Source organism: Arthrobacter sp. M2012083, assembly GCF_000281065.1.
GTDB lineage: Bacteria > Actinomycetota > Actinomycetes > Actinomycetales > Micrococcaceae > Arthrobacter.
In genome coordinates this window covers 229637-247943 of record NZ_AKKK01000006.1, presented here as the reverse complement: position 1 = coordinate 247943, position 18307 = coordinate 229637, and the positions used below count along the sequence as shown (strand labels likewise).

General features: G+C 63.2%; 17 protein-coding genes, 1 pseudogene and 1 riboswitch. Of the genes and pseudogenes, 6 read left to right on the top strand and 12 right to left on the bottom strand.

Annotation, left to right across the window (positions count from 1 at the left end; translation table 11 throughout):
• Positions 1-19: 19 nt before the first annotated feature.
• Positions 20-823: pseudogene (locus A477_RS24060) on the top strand (glycoside hydrolase family 43 protein); the annotation flags it as partial.
• A 105-nt stretch (positions 824-928) separates the two neighbouring features.
• Positions 929-3112 carry a hypothetical protein gene (locus tag A477_RS0104505; RefSeq protein WP_017197842.1) on the top strand — a complete coding sequence of 728 codons (2184 nt, stop codon included), beginning with the start codon at positions 929-931 and terminating at the stop codon, positions 3110-3112.
• 25 nt (positions 3113-3137) lie between these two features.
• Here A477_RS0104505 and A477_RS23450 read toward each other — a convergent pair whose 3' ends face one another.
• From A477_RS23450 to A477_RS0104470, 7 genes are all read right to left on the bottom strand, one after another.
• Complete coding sequence (locus tag A477_RS23450; protein WP_017197830.1) at positions 3138-3290, bottom strand: hypothetical protein; 153 nt, start codon at positions 3288-3290, stop codon at positions 3138-3140.
• A 21-nt stretch (positions 3291-3311) separates the two neighbouring features.
• The gene (locus A477_RS0104495; protein WP_044568285.1) at positions 3312-4238 is read right to left on the bottom strand and encodes a YihY/virulence factor BrkB family protein; all 927 of its coding nucleotides are present in this window, start codon (positions 4236-4238) and stop codon (positions 3312-3314) included.
• Positions 4239-4323: 85 nt separating this feature from the next.
• Positions 4324-5001 (bottom strand): 2'-5' RNA ligase family protein, encoded by a 678-nt coding sequence (locus A477_RS0104490; RefSeq protein ID WP_017197828.1) that lies wholly within the window; start codon positions 4999-5001, stop codon positions 4324-4326.
• A gap of 4 nt (positions 5002-5005) precedes the next feature.
• Positions 5006-6130: a tryptophan--tRNA ligase gene (trpS, locus tag A477_RS0104485; RefSeq protein WP_017197827.1), complete on the bottom strand. Its 1125-nt coding sequence runs from the start codon at positions 6128-6130 to the stop codon at positions 5006-5008.
• A gap of 20 nt (positions 6131-6150) precedes the next feature.
• On the bottom strand, positions 6151-6984 hold the full coding sequence (locus A477_RS0104480; RefSeq protein ID WP_017197826.1) for an exodeoxyribonuclease III: 834 nt from the start codon (positions 6982-6984) through the stop codon (positions 6151-6153).
• A gap of 10 nt (positions 6985-6994) precedes the next feature.
• Positions 6995-7561 (bottom strand): hypothetical protein, encoded by a 567-nt coding sequence (locus A477_RS0104475; protein WP_017197825.1) that lies wholly within the window; start codon positions 7559-7561, stop codon positions 6995-6997.
• 65 nt (positions 7562-7626) lie between these two features.
• Positions 7627-8691 carry a LacI family DNA-binding transcriptional regulator gene (locus A477_RS0104470; protein ID WP_237715717.1) on the bottom strand — a complete coding sequence of 355 codons (1065 nt, stop codon included), beginning with the start codon at positions 8689-8691 and terminating at the stop codon, positions 7627-7629.
• A gap of 166 nt (positions 8692-8857) precedes the next feature.
• On the opposite strand from A477_RS0104470, the gene A477_RS0104465 reads away from it, so the two are divergent.
• Both A477_RS0104465 and A477_RS0104460 read left to right on the top strand, forming a co-directional pair.
• Positions 8858-9949 carry a C45 family autoproteolytic acyltransferase/hydrolase gene (locus tag A477_RS0104465; protein ID WP_017197823.1) on the top strand — a complete coding sequence of 364 codons (1092 nt, stop codon included), beginning with the start codon at positions 8858-8860 and terminating at the stop codon, positions 9947-9949.
• Between the two features lie 57 nt (positions 9950-10006).
• On the top strand, positions 10007-11332 hold the full coding sequence (locus A477_RS0104460; RefSeq protein WP_017197822.1) for an MFS transporter: 1326 nt from the start codon (positions 10007-10009) through the stop codon (positions 11330-11332).
• 27 nt (positions 11333-11359) lie between these two features.
• Here A477_RS0104460 and A477_RS0104455 read toward each other — a convergent pair whose 3' ends face one another.
• The 5 genes from A477_RS0104455 to glyA all read right to left on the bottom strand — a co-directional run bounded on the left by A477_RS0104455 (position 11360) and on the right by glyA (position 16520).
• Positions 11360-12193, bottom strand: coding sequence for an ABC transporter permease (locus A477_RS0104455; RefSeq protein ID WP_017197821.1), 834 nt, complete (start codon positions 12191-12193; stop codon positions 11360-11362).
• Positions 12190-13086, bottom strand: coding sequence for an ABC transporter permease (locus A477_RS0104450; RefSeq protein ID WP_502685497.1), 897 nt, complete (start codon positions 13084-13086; stop codon positions 12190-12192). The genes A477_RS0104455 and A477_RS0104450 overlap by 4 nt, the downstream gene beginning before the upstream one ends.
• The gene (locus tag A477_RS0104445; protein WP_017197819.1) at positions 13046-13975 is read right to left on the bottom strand and encodes an ABC transporter ATP-binding protein; all 930 of its coding nucleotides are present in this window, start codon (positions 13973-13975) and stop codon (positions 13046-13048) included. The genes A477_RS0104450 and A477_RS0104445 overlap by 41 nt, the downstream gene beginning before the upstream one ends.
• 205 nt (positions 13976-14180) lie before the next feature.
• Entirely contained in the window at positions 14181-15074 is an 894-nt protein-coding gene (locus A477_RS0104440) for a bifunctional methylenetetrahydrofolate dehydrogenase/methenyltetrahydrofolate cyclohydrolase (protein ID WP_017197818.1), read from the bottom strand.
• Between the two features lie 150 nt (positions 15075-15224).
• Positions 15225-16520: a serine hydroxymethyltransferase gene (gene glyA / locus A477_RS0104435; protein WP_017197817.1), complete on the bottom strand. Its 1296-nt coding sequence runs from the start codon at positions 16518-16520 to the stop codon at positions 15225-15227.
• 115 nt (positions 16521-16635) lie between these two features.
• Positions 16636-16721: riboswitch (ZMP/ZTP riboswitch) on the bottom strand.
• Positions 16722-16756: 35 nt separating this feature from the next.
• Between glyA and purU the strand changes: the two genes are divergently transcribed.
• Both purU and A477_RS0104425 read left to right on the top strand, forming a co-directional pair.
• Positions 16757-17608, top strand: a complete 852-nt coding sequence (gene purU / locus A477_RS0104430) for a formyltetrahydrofolate deformylase (protein WP_017197816.1) — start codon at positions 16757-16759, stop codon at positions 17606-17608.
• Between the two features lie 21 nt (positions 17609-17629).
• Positions 17630-18295 carry a class I SAM-dependent methyltransferase gene (locus tag A477_RS0104425; protein ID WP_017197815.1) on the top strand — a complete coding sequence of 222 codons (666 nt, stop codon included), beginning with the start codon at positions 17630-17632 and terminating at the stop codon, positions 18293-18295.
• Positions 18296-18307: the final 12 nt, after the last annotated feature.

Sequence of the window (18307 nt, the reverse complement as noted above, 5' to 3'; positions counted from 1 at the left end):
GCACGCTTTGACCCACCACGTGGACCAGATCCAGATTCGGGACCCCTACGTAGTCACACTTCCGGAATCCGGGCAATACCTGCTCTTCGGAAGCACCGACAAGAACATCTGGTCGGGGCCTGCCGAAGGATTCGACTGCTATCGGAGCAGTGACCTGGTGACGTGGGAGGGCCCCATCGAGGCCTTCCGCCCACCGGACGGGTTCTGGAGCCGGGAACAGTATTGGGCGCCTGAGGTACACGAGCATCAAGGCCGCTATTTCATGTTTGCGACCTTTACCGCTCCTGGACGGTCCCGGGGAACGCAGATACTCTCTGCCGCAAAGCCGGAAGGCCCCTACGAACCGTGGAGCGATGGTCCCGTCACTCCAGGCGATCGGGAGTGCCTTGACGGTACGTTCCATGTTGACCATGAAGGGACACCATGGATGGTGTTTTGCCACGAATGGAAACAGGTCCGTGACGGCACCATCCTGGCGCAGCGCCTCAGCCCGGACCTGCGGCACGCCCTGGGCGAGCCAATCCTCCTGTTCAGCGCGTCCGAAGCACCGTGGGCCCGCGCTCTGGATGTCCCGTCGGTCCGTGACAATGAGTCCCCCGTGTATGTAACTGACGGCCCGTTCTTGTTCAGGCTCGGCAGCGGCACTCTCATCATGCTGTGGTCCGGTTTTGGTGACCAGGGCTATTCCATAGGCATTGCCAGGAGCGAGTCCGGCACAGTCCTGGGACCCTGGACCCAGGAAGCTGAGCCGCTGTGGGGCACCGATGGCGGGCATGGCATGATTGGCCGGGCCTTGGACGGCAGCCTGTTCCTCACCCTTCATCAGCCCAACAACACCCCTGACGAACGGGCGGCCTTTTTCCCGCTCCGTGAGCTCGAAGACACCGTGGTCCTGGCTTCAGCTGCTCCCGCGCCCGTTGGCGCCGGCATCGATCGCAAGGTACTGGTCCAGCGACACAACGTCCGGCAGCAGACTTTGGACCCGCAAAGCCCGGTGTCGGTGGGTAACGGAGAATTCGCCTTCACAGTGGACCTCACTGGGCTTCAGTCGCTCCCCAACCACTACCCCGTGGGAGCACGAGACGATCTTCCACCGGGAACGCTTCTCGGGACGCAGTCACAGTGGGGCTGGCACTCGGTTCCTCCACCACAGCCCTACAACCTCGCCGAATCAACCGTTCTCTACGATTCACCCCGGGGCCCGATCCCTTACGTGGACATGGTGGGAGACATAGTGAACGACCGCGAAACCGACACCTCCCTGGCCGAAACGTGGCTCAGGGCGAACATGCACCGGCTGGATTTGGGGCGTATCGGATTCCGTTGGGTGGAAGATGGGACGGAACGTCCCCTCACGCCAGCTGACATAGCTGACCCTGATCAAACGCTCGACCTCTGGACCGGCATTGTAACCAGCCGCTTCACACTGTCCGGTCATCCCGTCACAGTGACGACGGCGTGCCACCCCGACCGGGACGAGCTCGGCATCCGTGTGGAGTCGCCAGCACTTGCTGCCGGTTTAGTTGTGGGTGTCGACTTTCCCTACGGGTCCGAGGCATGGCACAACGCCGCGGACTGGACGCACCCGGAGTCCCACACCACCTCCCTCGAGGGCCCGAAGCCCGCCACACACGGGCATGACGCTGCCGCAGTGTGGACAGCCCACCGCGAACTGGACGATTCCCGCTACCAGGTGGTCATGACAGGTCACGAGCTGACAGTAGAACAGACTGCGCAGCACCGGCTCCGGGTTTCGCCCGCCACAGCCGTCACCGCAATGGATATCTCCATCGCTTTCCTGTCCGCCGGGGACGGCGACTGCATCCCCCGAGGCAACAACAGGCTGGCCGGACCCACACGGGGAGCAAGCCCGGACGCCTACGCCGGTTCCGACGTCGGGCCTTCGCCTGCGCTCGGTGTGGCGGACGCGTCCGCCGCCTATTGGCCTGCTTTCTGGTCCTCAGGAGGGGCGATCGAGCTAAATGCCACGGATGATCCCAAGGCCAAAGAATTGGAACGCAGAATCGTGTTGTCGCAGTACCTGACCGCGATCAACTGCGCTGGATCGTTGCCGCCGCAGGAGACCGGGCTGGTCTGCAATTCCTGGCGCGGCCGCTTCCACCTGGAGATGCACTGGTGGCATGCCGCGCACTTTGCGCAGTGGAATCGCGTAGAACTGCTCCTGCCGTCATTGCGGTGGTACTCCACGGTGCTGGAGACCTCACGGCAGACGGCGAAAGCGCAAGGATTCGACGGCGTTCGCTGGCCGAAGCAGGTAGGACCGGATGGGCGGGAAAGCCCGAGCCCCATTGGAACCTTCCTGATCTGGCAGCAGCCCCACCCCATCCACCTGGCGGAGCTGGTGTACCGGGCCAATCCGAGCCGGGAAGTGTTGGAGGAATTCGCGGAGGTAGTCTTCGAATCAGCCGCGTTCATGGCCAGCTTCGCGCATCCCACGTCGCGCGGTTTTGAGCTGGGACCTCCCTTGGTTCCGGCGCAGGAAAGCTACGGATCCATCCGGGCCAAGGTCACTAATCCCACGTTCGAACTGGCGTACTGGCAGTGGGGCCTACGAACTGCTGCTGCCTGGCGGGAGCGGCTGGGTCTGGAGCCAGTCCAGGCATGGTCGGACGTGGCCGATGGCATGGTGCCGCCACGTGTGATTGACGCCGTGTACGCTGCGATCGACGTCGAACCGTTCACCATACGCACGGACCATCCATCCATGCTGTGCGCCCTGGGAGTCCTCCCCCGCACTGATCTCATTGATCCGGCCATCATGCGAGCAAACCTTACAGACGTCCTGGCAGACTGGGACTGGGGCAGCACCTGGGGTTGGGACTACGCCGTGATGGCCATGACGGCCGCACGACTTGAGGACCCGCAGGCCGCTGTTGATGCGCTCCTCCTCAGCGCGGGCAAGAATACCGTCCTTGCCAACGGGCACAACCGCCAAACCGACTCACTCCCGCTCTACCTGCCCGGCAATGGTGGACTCCTGGCCGCTGTCGCGCTGATGGCAGCAGGCTGGGACAACGGACCGGACCGGCACGCGCCCGGATTCCCGGCCGACTGGACCGTTGCATGGGAGGGTCTGGTCAAGGCGCCTTAGCATCGCTGCAACGGGACCTCGCCTGCTAACCGCGGCGGGGTCCCACCGCGGCTCCGACCAAAGCACCAAGGCCAACGCCGATGAGGATGCCCAGAAAGGGCGAATTGAAGATCAACTGGCCAACCACGAGTCCCGCTGCAGCCCCGAGCAGACAGGCGATCCACAATTGGTTGTTCACGGCGGCCTCCGGATGAAACTGTCAGGTGCGGGGCGCCACGCGGCGCGAACCGAGGACCTTCTTGCGGGGGGACTCTCCCGACGCCGTGTCAGCCTCGCGAATAGCAGACCACGACGCCGAGACGAGGTACACCTGGCTCACAAGATTGAACCAGATGAGCAGGCCGATGATAATGGCGAACGATGCCAGGACCGGGTTGTTGCCGGACCGGGCAAGAAGTTCGGTGCTGAAGAATTGGAGGACCGTAGTCCCAATGCCCGCCAGCACCACGCCTTCCAGGAATGCGCGGCGTCCCAGCTTCAGCCCACCTGCAATGCGGAACAGCACGGCCGCCGTCGCGCAGTTCAGCAGGAGGGGGACCACAATCTTGACGGTCGCCGCGATGGGCTCGGCAACGCCCTCATCAAGCTTGAGCAAAGCGATCAGCCAGTCCGCTGCTGTGCCAAAGACGAGCGAGACACCTGCGCTGAGGACAAGGATGACGCCGAGGAGCAACAGGGTGCCGGCGTCGATGAGCTTTTGAAGGATCGGGTTACGTACCAAGGGGTCAGCATTCATCACTCCCCTAAGGCCTTCCCTGATGCTGGCGATCCAGCCAAGGGACACAAAGACCGTGACAACCGCAGCGATGAGGGCCGTCCACCCAAGTCCCGACGGGTTGAGCAAGGACTGTGGATCCACCAACCCTTCGCCGCCATCCACCTGAAGGAGCCCGGGAGCAGCCGCGGCCACACTGTCGATCACGGCATCCTGCAGCGCGGGGTTGCCGCCCAGAACAATTCCCGCAATGGCAAAGCCGGTAGTGAGCAGACCCGTCACGGAGAAGAACATGTTGAAACCGATGCCGGCACTCAACAGCGGCCCTTGCTGCCGGGTGTAGTGCTGGAAGGAGCGCATAGCCCGGTTGGTGTTCAGCCTGGCGAGGAAGAGTGCAAAGAATGCACCCAACTTTTTCGGTACGCCCTCGCCGGCGCGCTTCGCATGGCCCCAATCCTGCCGCTTGCGGAGAAGCTGGAGTTTGAGTTTCGCCAGCTCAGTTGGCAGCGGAGGAACGTCCGCCTCTGCGGCGTGGATCCGCTTGCTGTGCTTCGTCAGTATCGCCGCCAAAGTCGAGCTCTTCCCGTAGCTGCCAAATTCCATTGGTGTCGTGCTCGTAAAGTCCCATGCTAACCACAGGGAAGGTCGCCCGGTAATCCCTGAGGACCGTTTCGGCTTCGTCGAGGTTTTCCTGGGCGACATCGTGGGCAACGGTGACGTGCGGGTGGTAAGGGAAGGGCAGTCGTCGTTCCAGTGGGCCGGTTTGAAGTTTCTCGTGCAACTGCACGCACTCTTCAAAGCCTTCTTCTACGTTCACGAACACTACCGGCGAGATGGGACGGAACGAACCCGTGCCGGAAATGGTGATTTCGAACGGTTCCTGGGTCCGTGCGACTTCCCTGACGTGCTCCCGGGTGGCGGCCCAGTCCTGGGTGGGTGTGGTGGTGATCAGGGTGATGTGGGCAGGAATGACCTCAGCCATCGGATCACCGAAGGAGGCCCTCCATTCCTGGAGTTCACGGGCTATCTCCGGCGGGAAACCGAGGATCACACCGACGCACATGGTGTCTCCAGCGCCGCAATCGGTGCCGGAAACAGCGGGCTGGCGGGAGTCGTCCGGACCGGCACCCTGTCGGGTGCCGGTCTTGACGTTGAGCTGGCCAGCGGAGCACATGGACTTAGCGGACTCCCTGGTTTCCGCGGGAGGCATCGCCGCGGTAGGGCAGGAAACCCACCTTGGAGTAGACATCCGCGAGCGTTGCGGCCGCAATCTCACGTGCCTTGTCAGCGCCGAGGGCCAGGAGCCGGTCGAGTTCTGCGGGGTCGGCCAGGAGTTCGTTGGCACGTTCCCGGATAGGTGCAAGGTGTCCGGAGACGAGTTCGGCCAAGTCGACCTTCAAGTGGCCGTACATCTTCCCCTGGTAGTCGGCCACGATCTTGTCCACCGGCGTACCGCTGATGGCCGAGTAGATGGTCAGCAGGTTGGATACGCCCGGCTTATTCTCTCGGTCGTAGCGGATCTCGGTTTCGGTGTCCGTGACAGCTGACTTAATCCGCTTGGCCACAGTCTTTGGGTCATCCAGCAGATTAATCAGGCCGGCTGGAGATTCCGCGGACTTGGACATCTTGGCGGTGGGGTTCTGGAGGTCGTAAATCTTGGCCGATTCCTTCTGGATGAAGGCCTCAGGCACTTGGAAAGTCTCACCGAACCGGCTGTTGAAGCGGTTGGCGAGGTCACGGCTCAATTCCACGTGCTGGCGCTGGTCTTCACCCACCGGCACACCGTGCGGCTGGTACAGCAGGATGTCGGCGGCCTGCAGGATGGGGTACGTGAACAGGCCAACACTGGCGTGGTCCGAACCCTGTTTCTGGGCCTTGTCCTTGAACTGGGTCATGCGGGCGGCTTCGCCCATGCCCGTGATGCAGTTCAGGACCCACGCCAACTGGGCGTGCTCGGGAACCTGGGACTGGACGAAGAGGGTGCACTTGTCCACGTCCACGCCGCCGGCGATGTACTGCGCGGCCGTAACCCTGGTGCGCCGGGCCAGTTCCGCCGGATCCTGCGGCACCGTGATGGCGTGCAGGTCCGGAATGAAGTACACGGCGTCGTACTCGTCCTGCATCCGGACCCAGTTGACCAGGGCGCCGAGGTAGTTGCCAAGGTGCAGGGAGTCCGCGGAGGGCTGCATGCCGGACAAGACCCGGTGCTTGGCGCCAACGGCAAGCTTGGTTGACGTTGCGGGCTTCGGTCCGGTCGCAGCATCAACCGCTGCGCCGGTTTCAGTCGTGGTGGAACTAGTCATGGAGCAATACCTTAGGAAGCTTAGAGCCGGTAGTCGACTACCAGCGGTGCATGGTCAGAGAAGCGGGTATCCCACGAAGGTGCCCGGTCCACCACAGCCGAGAAAGCGGCAGCAGCGAGGTCCGGGGTGGCCAGGTGGTAGTCGATGCGCCAGCCCGTGTCAGTGTCAAAGGCCTTACCGCGCTGGGACCACCAGGTGTAGGGGCCGGCTACATTACCTGCCAGGCCCCTGTGGACATCCCTCCATCCGATTTCTTCGCCGAGGAAACGGTCAAAGTATGCCCGCTCCTCCGGGAGGAAGCCGGCACGCTTGACGTTGCCCTTCCAGTTCTTGATGTCGAGTTCGGTGTGTCCGACGTTGAGGTCGCCAACCACCAAAGCATGGTCGCTGTGTTTCGCGAGCTCAGGCAGGCGGACGGTCATGGCGTCGAGGAAGCGGAACTTATCGTCCTGCTTGGGGGTCCCCACCTCTCCGGAGTGCACATAAGCACTGACAACGGTGAGGGTGGTGGGGTCACCGGCTGTGTTCCTGACGGTGTAGTCCGCTTCGACCCAGCGCCCGGACGTGTCGAAGTACTCGTCGCCAACACCGACTCGGGTGGCAGTAGGTTCCTCGCGGGAAGCGATGGCCACACCGGCGCGGCCCTTGGCCTCAGCCTCGGTGTGGAGGATGTGCCAGCCTTCGCCGATCAGCTTCCTGACGATGTCGTCAGGGGCGCGCACTTCCTGCAGGCAGAGGATGTCTACCTCGCGTGGCTCCAGCCATTCCGCCATGCCGTTCTTGTAGGCAGCCCGTAGGCCATTGACGTTAACTGATGCGATGCGAAGGAAGTCCTTCTTCAATGCCGTACTCACCCGGTCCACTCTAGTCGATGATGGTGCCGGCCACGGGCTCGTCCGAGCCACCGGAAGACTTGATCATGTCCCGTGCATTCGTTGCTGTAATAGCGATGGTTTCCAGTGCCCGGTTGATGGTGTCCTGGTTGGCCGTTGCTCCCTTGGCTCGTTCCTCGTCCACCACACGGACCTGCACCTGGACAATCTTGAAGGAGTGGTCCAGCTTGAGGTCGCGGACTTCATCGACTTTGCTGCGCTCTGCAACTACGCGCGTGCCACCGTTGTCAGCAGCGGACGACGACGGCGCGCGGCCGGCTGCGGCGTTGAAGGCATTTTGCGCTTCGGTCAGCTTGGCACCTGCCCGCTGCGCGGCCTTGCGGATGCTCAGCACCACGAACGTTGCAAGGGCAAGCCACCCGAAAGCAACCACGGCAACAACCCAGCCCACAACATCGTTCTGGTTGGCCGCAAAGATGACGGCTACCAGGAAGGCAATGATGACAACTGTCATCCCCAGGCCGCCGATGCGGAAGCCCTTGAACATGCCTTTACCGGCGGGGGACGTGGACGGGTGCGGGTCACCGAGAGATTGCATGAACCCATTCTCTCAAATGCGGAAAGGTGCCCCGTCCGCTTCCACGGACGGCGAACATACCCACACTAGCGTCCGCTCCTCTGCTGATTCCGGGTCTTGCCCGGCGACGTGGACTTACGGTGCAGGAACCGCGCCGCCAGCAGCACCGGATCAGGTTCCGGCTTACCTTCCATGACTTCGCAGAGTCGTTGGACAAGCGCGGCGGCTGCGGCAGGAATATCCACGTCGAGGGCGGAAATTGGGGGCTTATGCTGCCGCGAGTGCTCAGAGTCCGAGCCTGTGCACACCAGCAGGTCCCCCGGGATACGGACTCCACGTTCCTGCATTGCCTGGGCTGCGCCGCTGGCGTGCCTACCGGTCAAGCAAAAAACTGCGCCCGGCAGGCCGTCGCCCAAAATCCTGACGCCCACTTGCTGACCGCCCTCCACGCCGTCCCGTTCGGGTACGTGGTAGATCCGGGGCTCTTTGCCGGTTTCCATGCACCAAGCAACGTAGGCGGCCTCGCAATCGAAGTTCCAGGCGTTCCTGTCCGTGCCACCCACGTAGGCGATGGATTTAGCGCCCGCTGCTGCCAGGTGTTCCAAGACGACTCGTGTGGACGCTGCGTCGTCGTGAGCCACCCAGTTCCGGAAGTCGGGGCGGCCAGGATCGCGATCCCAGGTCACGTAGGGAATTCCACGCTTCTCCAGCAAAGCCACCACCGGGTCATCCAGATGCGGGGCGAAAACGATGTAGCCGTCCAAGGACATGGAGAACGGTGGGAGTGGTCCACGGCTCAAGTCGGGGACGAGCATCAGGCCCAGATTCCGATTCAGCGTCTCGGCCGCTGCTGCTCCCGCGAGCTTCATGAAGACGTCCACGCCATTGGGACCATAGGTGCCCAAGCTGTCCAAGGAGCGGAACACCAGCCCGATCGCATTCATCCTGGAACTTCGAAGCCCCCGTGCCATGGCGTCTGCAACGTAACCCATCTCCGAGGCGACGGCGCGGACCCGTTCCCGGGTGGCCTCGCTGATGTTGCCCTTGCCATTGAGGGAGTGCGACACGGTGGTGATCGAAACCCCCGCTTTTCGTGCGACATCCCAGATCGTGACGCCCTCTTGTAGTTCGCGGGCCATGCGCTCCCCCACTTTCGTCGCCTAGGACCCCGGGAGTTCCGACTTCCGAAATCAACAGTAAATCTTTGGAACCAGCTACACAAAAACGTTTTTCTTCCGTACCTTGAGCGTCACAAGTGATCCACCCCATCAGCAGCCCACCCGCACTCAAACGGGGATAACTCCCCCAAGGAGACCTATGCAACTTCACCGCCACGAATCCGCCGCGCACGATCCCCGCGAGCGCGGCCTCGATATCGGCCGCACCTGGGATGCACAAACCCGCAACACCGCCAGGCTCTACTTCGACTTCTTCGCCACGCTTGGCATCGCCCCGCAGAAAGTCCGGGACATTGCGGAGCAGAGCCACGCAGCCCTCCTTGCCTGGTGCCCGGCACTGGCTGAGGAAGCCGAGGGCTGGGCCACCGGCGCCGGACTCAGGACCTGGGAGCTGAGTGTGGTCAACGCACGCACCGAGATTCTTGCCGCGGCACCCAGGAAGACCGGCTCCCATGAATGCTCGACGGCGGTCTACGCGCCGGCCCGGGCTTGGGCGCCGGAAACCATTCAGACCTGGGACTGGCATGACCACCTCGCCCCCGAAGGACTCTTGCTCCAGTTGAGCCCATCCCCCGGTCGGACCACCAAGACGTTCACGGAGTTCGGGACGCTGGGCAAGATCGGTGTCAACAGTGAGGGCCTCGGCCTGCATTTCAACATCCTTGCCCACTCCAGGGACGACGACTCCGCTGGAGTTCCGGTCCACGCAATTGCCCGCCGCATCCTTGATGAGGCCTCGACCATCGACCACGCTATCGACATCGCATCCTCAGCCAGAGTTAGCGCCTCTACGGTCTTCACTGTTTTTACAGCTACCACCGACCGCACCAGCACCCCGCGCGTGGCCGCCAGCATCGAGGTCTCTCCCGCCGGCACTGCCGTCGTGGATGCCGGCAGCGACGGTTGGCTGCTCCATACGAACCACTTCCTGGACCCCGTCCTCGCGGAAGAGGACGCAATCGACGACGGCGCGTTGTCGCCCCAGCGCCTGGCCCACCTCGGGCGCGTGAGGACGGAACTGGCCGGCTTGGGCATCGCTGACCGGGCCAAGCAGTTCTGCTCGTCCGAGGGAGCTTCCTCCGTGGTCTGCTTCCATCCTGACGCCTCGGCGCCGCGTCACGAGCAGTGGCAGACGCTGCTGACCATCAGCGTCGATGCCGGCGACTGCTCCCTCGCCTACGCAGCTGCCAACCCCGCGGATGCCGCACGCGATGGCTTCCTGATCTTCTGACCCAGACCACCCAGCAACCCCTGCACCCCAAAAAAGCAACCAACGAAAGGCACTTCCTTGCCGCAATCCCTTCAGCCCAATGTTGCGCTGGAACCACAAGGTCCGTCGTCCAAGCGGCCCGTCTCAGCTGCGCGTACTTTCTTCGTCTCCTGTTTTGGAACCGCACTGGAGTTTTATGACTTCACCATCTACGGCTTGGCTGCAGCCTTGGTATTTCCGCAGCTCTTCTTCCCCAACCTTGATCCTCTGACCGGAACATTGGTGGCGTTCGCTTCCTTCGGTGCCGGCTTCCTGGCCCGGCCCTTGGGTGGCATCGTCCTGGGCCATTTCGGCGACCGCCTCGGCCGACGCAAGATCCTGATCCTCACGCTCATCCTGATGGGTGGGAGCACCTTCCTGATCGGCTGCCTGCCCAGTGCGGATTCGATCGGCGCCGCGGCCCCCATGCTGCTCATCGCTTTGCGTCTGGTCCAGGGATTCTCTGCAGGCGGTGAATGGGGAGGTGCTGCCTTGTTGGGAATCGAGGCGGCACCAGCGGGTCGTCGAGGACTGTGGGGGTCCTTCACCAGCATGGGCATTGGACTGGGCGTGCTGATGGGTTCCGGGGTTTTTACGCTAACGGACGCCATCTCGGGCGGCGAAGTGGCGAGCTTCGCTTGGCGGGTACCCTTCTGGATCGGCGGCCTGTTGGTGCTGGCTGGTCTTATTGCCCGGCTGACCCTACCCCAGGACGAACGCCCGCCCAGCGCTCAGACACCCCGGATTCCACTGCTGGCGGTCCTCAAATCGCACCCGCGCCAGATCCTGATGTCGATCGGCGTCAGCTACGGCTACAACACCTTCACTTACATCGCCACAGTGTTCCTCATGTCGTACGTGCTCCAGCGCGGCTATTCGGACAGTGAATCACTTCAGTTCCAGCTGTGGGGTGCACTGGCCAGCGTCATCTCCGCGCCTCTCGCCGCGATGCTTTCCGACAGGATCGGCCGTAAGCCGGTGATGGTAGGTGGTTCGGTGATGCTCATCGTCTACTTCCTGGCGTTCTTCCCGGCCATCGAGACGCACACCGGTTGGCTTGCCCTCCTGATGTTCACGCTGGGCGGGGCGCTGAACACTGTTCCGCAGGGCCCGTTGCCGGCGTTTCTTGGCGAACAGTTCCCGTCGGCTTCCCGCTACTCAGCAATCTCGGCCAGCTACCAGATCGGCTCAGCCCTGGGTGGCGGCACGGCAGCCACTGTGGCCACGGCGTTGTTGATCGCCACGCACGGCGACCCGATCGGCGTCGTGATTTACACAGTCTCCGCGCTGGCAGTCATGGGGCTGTGCTCCTGGGGCCTGCGCGACAACGCGAAACTGACCATGGCGGAGATCGAGACGGCCTAGGACCGGCGCGGGCTGCGCCGGCTGGTCCTACTTCAGGAACAGCTGGCGCAGCCTCGCCGTGGTCAGCATGATCCCGAGCGCGATCATCAGCAGGTAGTAGCCCACGTGGATTGCGGTAGCCGGACTGAACGAGCCCACGCTGATCTGGCGCAACAGTTCCACCCCGTGCCACAGGGGCATGGCCTGGATGAACCACTGGATCACTTGCGGGTAGACGCTGAGCGGGTAGAACGTGGCGCTGAACAGGAACATGGGCAGCAGGAAGAAGTTGATCCAGTCCATCTGCTGGAAGGTCTTCATGAAACTGGTGATGCCCATCCCGAAGCTCGCGAAACCGAACGCGATCAGCACCGAGGCAGGAATGACCAGGATGGCCCACCAACTGGTGAGCAGTCCCATCACTCCCATGACAGCGGTGAATCCCGTGGCGTACAGCAGGCCCCGAAGAAGTGCCAGGAAGATCTCGCCGATCGCCACGTCCAACGGCCCCAAGGATGTGTAGAGCATCCCTTGGTACAGCTTGGCGAAGTTCATCTTGAAGAAGACGTTCCATGTGGAATCGTAAAGTGCGCCGTTCATGGCCGAGACCGCCAGGAGTGCCGGCGCGATGTAGGCCGCATAGCTGATTTCCTCGCCGCCTGGACCTTGGACCGTGCCCACTATGGAACCCATGCCCACGCCCATGGCCAGCAGGAACAGCACAGGCTCGAAGAATCCGGACACCATCACCAGCCACGTGCTGCTCTTGGCAGCCATCAGCCCCCGCCCCACCACTGCCTTGGCGTTGCGGGAGTACAGGGAACCGAACTTGCGCTCACGGGCAAGATCCGTGGCGCTGTGGCCACCTGTCAGGACACTCATGAGCCCATCCTTTTCACGAACTGGCGGCGGACAAGTATCCAGCCACCAGTGGCGGTCGCCAGCAGGAACACCACGTGGGTGATGGTCAGCAACGGGTTGTGGTCCATCCCGTAGGTGAAGACCCGGCCCAACTCAGTTCCGTGCCACACCGGCGAGATCCAACCGATCCAACGAACTGCGATCGGCAGCGAATCCAGCGGGAAGAACGTCCCGGAGAACAGGAAGAGCGGCATGACGATGAACCGCTGCACCAGCGCGAACTGCCCCTTGTCCTGCTTGATGCTGGCGGCATAGGCCATCAGCGGCAAGCCGAAGGAGAGCGCCGCGACAGTAGCCACAATGGCCGAGACCCAACCCCATGGACTCGGCGAAGCACCAAACATGGCCACAACCATGAAATAGACCACCGACTGCAACAGGAAGCGCAGGGAACTGGCCATGATGTGGCCAGTGGCGATCTGCTCCGGAATCAGGGGCGAGGCATGCGGTCCATAGAACACCCGGCGCCATTTGAAGCCGTCCATGATGGGGTACGAAAATTCCCCCGACGCCGTCATCACCGCGGCGGAGACCAACAAGGCCGGAGCCACGAACTCCAAATAGCTCACGCCTCCGAACGCCGCCTCGCTGTTGGCATCCACCAAGCTGGCGAGCCCCACTCCCATGGCAAAGAGATACGCCACGGGCTGCCCCACGCTGTACAGGATCACGGACCAGCCGTAGTTCCGCATGACGCGGAGCACCTGCTCGGCGTAGAAGAAGGAACCCCAGCGTCGCGCCCTGGCGGCCGAAACCTCAGGTGAGTGGGCCCGCAACGGCTGCTCCGCCGTCGTGCTTGGTTTGTTCACCGACTCAGTCAACGAGGCTCCTACCGGTAAGCCGCAGGAACACATCTTCCAGCGACGAGCGACGCACCAAGGAAGTCATGGGGCGCAGCCCGCGGGCAGTGACCTGCTCCAGTGCGGACTCGCCGTCGTGAGCATAGATAAGGACACGGTCCGGCAATGTCTCCAAACGCTCGCCAACGCCTTGAAGTTCGACGCCGATGGTCGCGTTCCGCTCCGACCCGAACCTCAGCTCCAGTACTTCGCGCGATGAATGCTCACGAATCAGGGCCGCGGGCGAACCTTCCGCCATGATCCTGCCCTTGTCCACCACGATCAGGCGGTCACAGAGTTGCTCGGCCTCGTCCATGTAATGCGTGGTGAGGATCAGTGTGACGCCGCTTTCCTTGAGCCGGAACAGGCGGTCCCAGAGGATGTGGCGCGCCTGGGGGTCCAGGCCTGTGGTCGGTTCGTCGAGGAGCAGGATCCGGGGCTCGTTGATGAGCGACCGGGCTATGGTGAGCCGTCGCTTCATGCCGCCGGAGAGCGCATCCACCTTGGAATTCGCTTTGTCCGTCAGCTGCGCGAATTCCAGCAGCTCGTCGGCTTTCGGACGTAGATAGCTCAGGGGCAGGCCAAAATAGCGCCCGTAGACGATCAGGTTCTCGCGAACCTTGAGCTCTTCATCCAGGTTGTCCTGCTGTGGGACCACACCCAGATGCGCCCGGACCTCCGGACCGTGAGACTCGGGATCCAAGCCCATAATGCTGAGCGTGCCCGAGGTGCGTTGGGAGACGCCACCGATCATTTTCATGGTGGTGGACTTACCGGCACCGTTGGGGCCCAGCAGCCCGAAGGACTCCCCCGCGGGTACGTCGAAGGAGATGTTGTCCACGGCGGTGAGGTCACCATAGGCCTTGGTGAGGTTCCGCGCGCTGATGACGGATGGTCTGTTCATGTCGAAGCCGGATTGCGACGATTCTGACTGTGTTGGTGACGGTGTCGGAGAGCGGATTGCTTCATTGTGCACCCTCAGCAGACTAGTAGCGCCCCCTGACATGTGAAAGGGCTCTTGCAGATTTTTTGCAAGAGCCCTCTCATTTTGGGTGCCTTTGACGCGGCGCTTCGGAGCTGCCGGGCAGCGTCCGTCAGACCGGCGGAACTTAGGCGATGCCCGCCTGGCGCTCCGCGCTCTCCACGACGTTCGCAAGCAGCATGGCACGGGTCATTGGACCCACGCCGCCGGGGTTCGGGGACAGCCAAGCGGCGACGTCGGCAGCTGCCGGGTCCACATCTCCGGTGACAACAGCCTTGCCGTTGCCGTCATCCACACGGCTGACGCCGACGTCGAGCACTATGGCACCGGGCTTGAGGTCTTCAGCCTTGATCATGTGCGGCACGCCGGCAGCGGCGATCACGACGTCGGCCTGCTTGAGTTCCGCGGGTAGGTCCACCGTTCCGGTGTGGGCCAGGATGACCGTGGCGTTGACTTCCTTGCGGGTCAGCAGGAGGCCGATCGGGCGGCCGATGGTCACACCGCGGCCAACCACCAGGACGCGCTTGCCCTTGAGTTCAATGTTGTGGCGGCGCAACAACTCCACACAGCCCTTGGGCGTGCAGGGAAGCGGGGACTTCATCTCGCCGTTGACGTTGGCCACCAGGCGGCCAAGGTTCATGGGGTGCAGGCCGTCGGCGTCCTTGTCAGGGTCCATGGCTTCCAGGATGACGTCCTGGTCGATGTGCTTGGGCAGCGGAAGCTGGACGATGTAGCCGGTGCACTCCGGGTTGGCGTTGAGCTCGCGGACAACCTCCAGGAGGTCTTCCTGTGAGATGTCTTCGGGGAGGTCGCGGCGGATGGACTGGATGCCGACTTCGGCGCAGTCCTTGTGCTTGCCGCCGACGTACCAGGTGCTGCCGGGGTCGGAACCCACCAGGATGGTGCCCAGGCCGGGGACGATTCCCTTGGCTGCGAGGACGGAGACGCGAGTGGTCAGTTCTGCCTTGATGGCCGCGGCGGTGGCCTTGCCGTCAAGGATCTGTGCGGTGGACTGTGTCATTCCATCTGCTCTTTCTGGTGGGTGACCTGTGTGGGAAAGCCGTGAGGAGGCCCATGCCAGCGGGACCCGCCGCCGTAGGTGTGGCGGCGGATCCCGTTGGCTCCGGTTCAATGTCCGGGTAGTGCGCTATCTATCCGCGGGAACGCGGATTCACCACTGCTCGTGCTGCGGGTACAGCGGGAAGTCAGCGGCCAGTTTGTCGACCCGGGCCTGGAGGCTTTCGACGTCGGCGGCGGAGCCTGCCTTCAGCGCAGTGGCGATGATTTCGGCAACCTCGGTGAACTCGGTGGCACCGAAGCCGCGGGTAGCCAGGGCAGGCGTACCGATGCGGAGGCCGGAGGTGACCATCGGCGGGCGGGGGTCGAACGGAACAGCGTTGCGGTTCACGGTGATGCCCACGGAGTGCAGGAGGTCCTCGGCCTGCTGGCCGTCCAGCTGCGAGTTACGCAGGTCAACCAGGACCAAGTGAACGTCGGTGCCGCCAGTGAGGACCGAGACGCCCGCTTCGGCGACGTCGGACTGGTTCAGGCGGTCGGCAATGATCCTGGCACCCTCGAGGACGCGCTCCTGGCGCTCCTTGAACTCCTCGCTGCCGGCGATCTTGAACGCAACGGCCTTGGCTGCGATGACGTGCATGAGCGGACCGCCCTGCTGGCCCGGGAAGACGTTGGAGTTGAGCTTCTTGGCCCACTCCTGCTTGGCCAGGATCACACCTGAGCGCGGACCTGCCAGGGTCTTGTGAACCGTGGAGGTGACGACGTCGGAGTGCGGGACCGGGCTCGGGTGCAGGCCTGCTGCAACCAGGCCGGCGAAATGTGCCATGTCCGTCCAGAGGAGGGCGCCCACTTCGTCGGCGATGGAGCGGAAGGCAGCGAAGTCCAGGTGGCGCGGGTACGCGGACCAGCCGGCGATGATGACCTGCGGCTTCTCGGCGATGGCCTGCTCGCGCAGCTTGTCCATGTCAATGCGGAAGTTGTCTTCTTCAACCTGGTAGGCAGCTACGTTGTAGAGCTTGCCGGAGAAGTTCAGCTTCATGCCGTGGGTCAGGTGGCCGCCGTGGGCAAGGGACAGGCCAAGGATCTTATCGCCCGGGGTGATCATGGCGGAGAGTGCGGCAGCGTTTGCCTGCGCACCGGAGTGCGGCTGGACGTTGGCGTACTCGGCGCCGAAGAGTTCCTTGACGCGGTCGATCGCAAGCTGCTCGGCGACGTCGACGTACTCACAACCGCCGTAGTAGCGGCGGCCCGGGTAGCCCTCGGCGTACTTGTTGGTCAGGACGGAGCCTTGTGCCTCCATGACGGCGCGGGGGGCGAAGTTTTCGGATGCAATCATTTCCAGGGTGCCGCGCTGGCGGCCGAGTTCCTGGTTGAGGACTGCGGCGATCTCGGGATCGAGATCGGCGAGCGACTGGTTGCTGACAGACGCGGAAGTGCTTGTGGTAGTCACGGAGATCTCCTGGCTAGGCAACGGGTGGTGCTACAGGTCAGGCTACCGGCAGCAGCATTCCCGCGTCCCCTTGATGACGTAGGGATCGGTCACGTGCGTGCAGCGGTAAGACATGACCCTCGGCCCAGGCGTACGATCCGTGGTCTTCATGATTGCCGCTCCCTGGTGGTAGTCCACCCAACGCCAGTTGCGACCCGTTAACAGTACAACAACGCGGCACAGGTAGGCTTGATCGTGTGACTGACTCCACCGCTTTCGTAGTAACACTCTCCTGCCCCGACCGCCCCGGGATCGTCCATGCGGTAGCCGGCGCCCTCCTTGAGGCCGGCTGCAATATCGCCGACTCCCAGCAGTACGGAAGCCCCAGCACAGGCAACTTCTTCATGCGGGTGGAGGCAACGACGTCGTCCTCCCAGGACGAACTGAGCGCCGCCCTGCGGCCGGTCGCTGAATCCTTCGGCATGACCTGGCAGATCAACCCTGTTGGCGAAAAGGTGCGCACCATCATCCTGTGCTCCAAGGACGCGCACTGTCTCAACGACCTCCTGTTCCAGCAGCGGACGGGCACCCTGCCCATTGACGTTCCGGCCATCGTGTCCAACCACCGGGACCTTGAGGAACTGGCCAATTTCTATGGCATCCCGTTCCACCACATCCCGGTGACGCCGGAGACCAAGCCCCAGGCCGAGGCTCAGCTGCTGAAGCTTATTGCCGAGCACGACGTGGAACTCACTGTCCTGGCCCGTTACATGCAGGTTCTCTCCAACGATCTCTGCACGGAGTTGAACGGCAAGGCCATCAACATCCACCACTCCTTCCTTCCCTCGTTCAAGGGTGCCAAGCCGTACCACCAGGCCCACGCCCGTGGTGTGAAGATCATCGGCGCCACCGCCCACTACGTGACTGCCGACCTCGACGAGGGCCCGATCATCGAGCAGGAAGTCATCCGCGTCGACCACGCACGCACGGCTACCCAGTTCGTCCAAATGGGCCGTGACGTCGAAGGCCGTACGCTGGCCCAAGCGGTCCAGTGGCATGCCGAACACCGTGTGCTCCTGGACGGCACCCGGACCGTGGTGTTCAACTAACGCCGCTCCTATGCTGAGGGTATGCGGGGCATCCCTCACTCCAACCACGAGGCTGACCTGGCTGTCTTTTACGACCGCCAAGCACCGGTGCGGAACACCCGCGCGCTGACGCCGCACCGGGTTGAATGCCGGGAATGGTTCATCCGGCTGTTGAAGTCCGAACACCGTCACTCGTTGTTCGAACTGGGCTGCGGCACCGGTGTTGAGGGCGTGGAATTCGTCCGCGCCGGCTTGCACTACGCCGGCGTGGATCTGTCCTCGGAGAGCGTTCATGTGGCGCGCTCGGCTGGACTGGAGGCAACCGTGGCCAGTGGACGGGACCTGCCGTTTCCGGATGCCGCGTTCTCCGCCGCGTGGACCATGAGCACCCTGCTGCACGTCCCCAACAGCGGAATTCACGACGTCGTCCGTGAACTTGTGCGCGTCACCGCACCTGGCGCGCCAATCGCCGTCGGCCTCTGGTCAGGTGAGGATTGCGAGGTCCTGAACCCGGAAGACCTCGAGGAACCGCGGCGGTTCTTCAGCCGTCGCAGTGACGAAACAGTGCAACGTATTTTTGGCGAGCACGGTTCGGTGGAGCATTTCCGGACGTGGCCGGAGGGCGTCGGGGTGGAATCCGGGCCGGGGGCAGGAAACTGGTCCCAGCACTACCAATTCCTGGTCCTCCGCACCCCCGAACCCAGCTGAGCGGGAACTAAG

Excerpts from the sequence above, each read along its gene's own strand:
- A477_RS0104490 (WP_017197828.1), bottom strand. The coding sequence starts at position 5,001 with ATGTGCTCCGCTGGCCAGCTCAACGTCAAGACCGGCACCCGACAGGGT.
- A477_RS0104440 (WP_017197818.1), bottom strand. The coding sequence starts at position 15,074 with ATGACACAGTCCACCGCACAGATCCTTGACGGCAAGGCCACCGCCGCG.
- A477_RS0104425 (WP_017197815.1), top strand. The coding sequence starts at position 17,630 with ATGCGGGGCATCCCTCACTCCAACCACGAGGCTGACCTGGCTGTCTTT.
- trpS (WP_017197827.1), bottom strand. The coding sequence starts at position 6,130 with ATGACTAGTTCCACCACGACTGAAACCGGCGCAGCGGTTGATGCTGCG.
- A477_RS0104475 (WP_017197825.1), bottom strand. The coding sequence starts at position 7,561 with ATGCAATCTCTCGGTGACCCGCACCCGTCCACGTCCCCCGCCGGTAAA.
- A477_RS0104450 (WP_502685497.1), bottom strand. The coding sequence starts at position 13,086 with ATGTGTTCCTGCGGCTTACCGGTAGGAGCCTCGTTGACTGAGTCGGTG.
- A477_RS0104455 (WP_017197821.1), bottom strand. The coding sequence starts at position 12,193 with ATGAGTGTCCTGACAGGTGGCCACAGCGCCACGGATCTTGCCCGTGAG.
- A477_RS0104465 (WP_017197823.1), top strand. The coding sequence starts at position 8,858 with ATGCAACTTCACCGCCACGAATCCGCCGCGCACGATCCCCGCGAGCGC.
- A477_RS0104445 (WP_017197819.1), bottom strand. The coding sequence starts at position 13,975 with ATGAACAGACCATCCGTCATCAGCGCGCGGAACCTCACCAAGGCCTAT.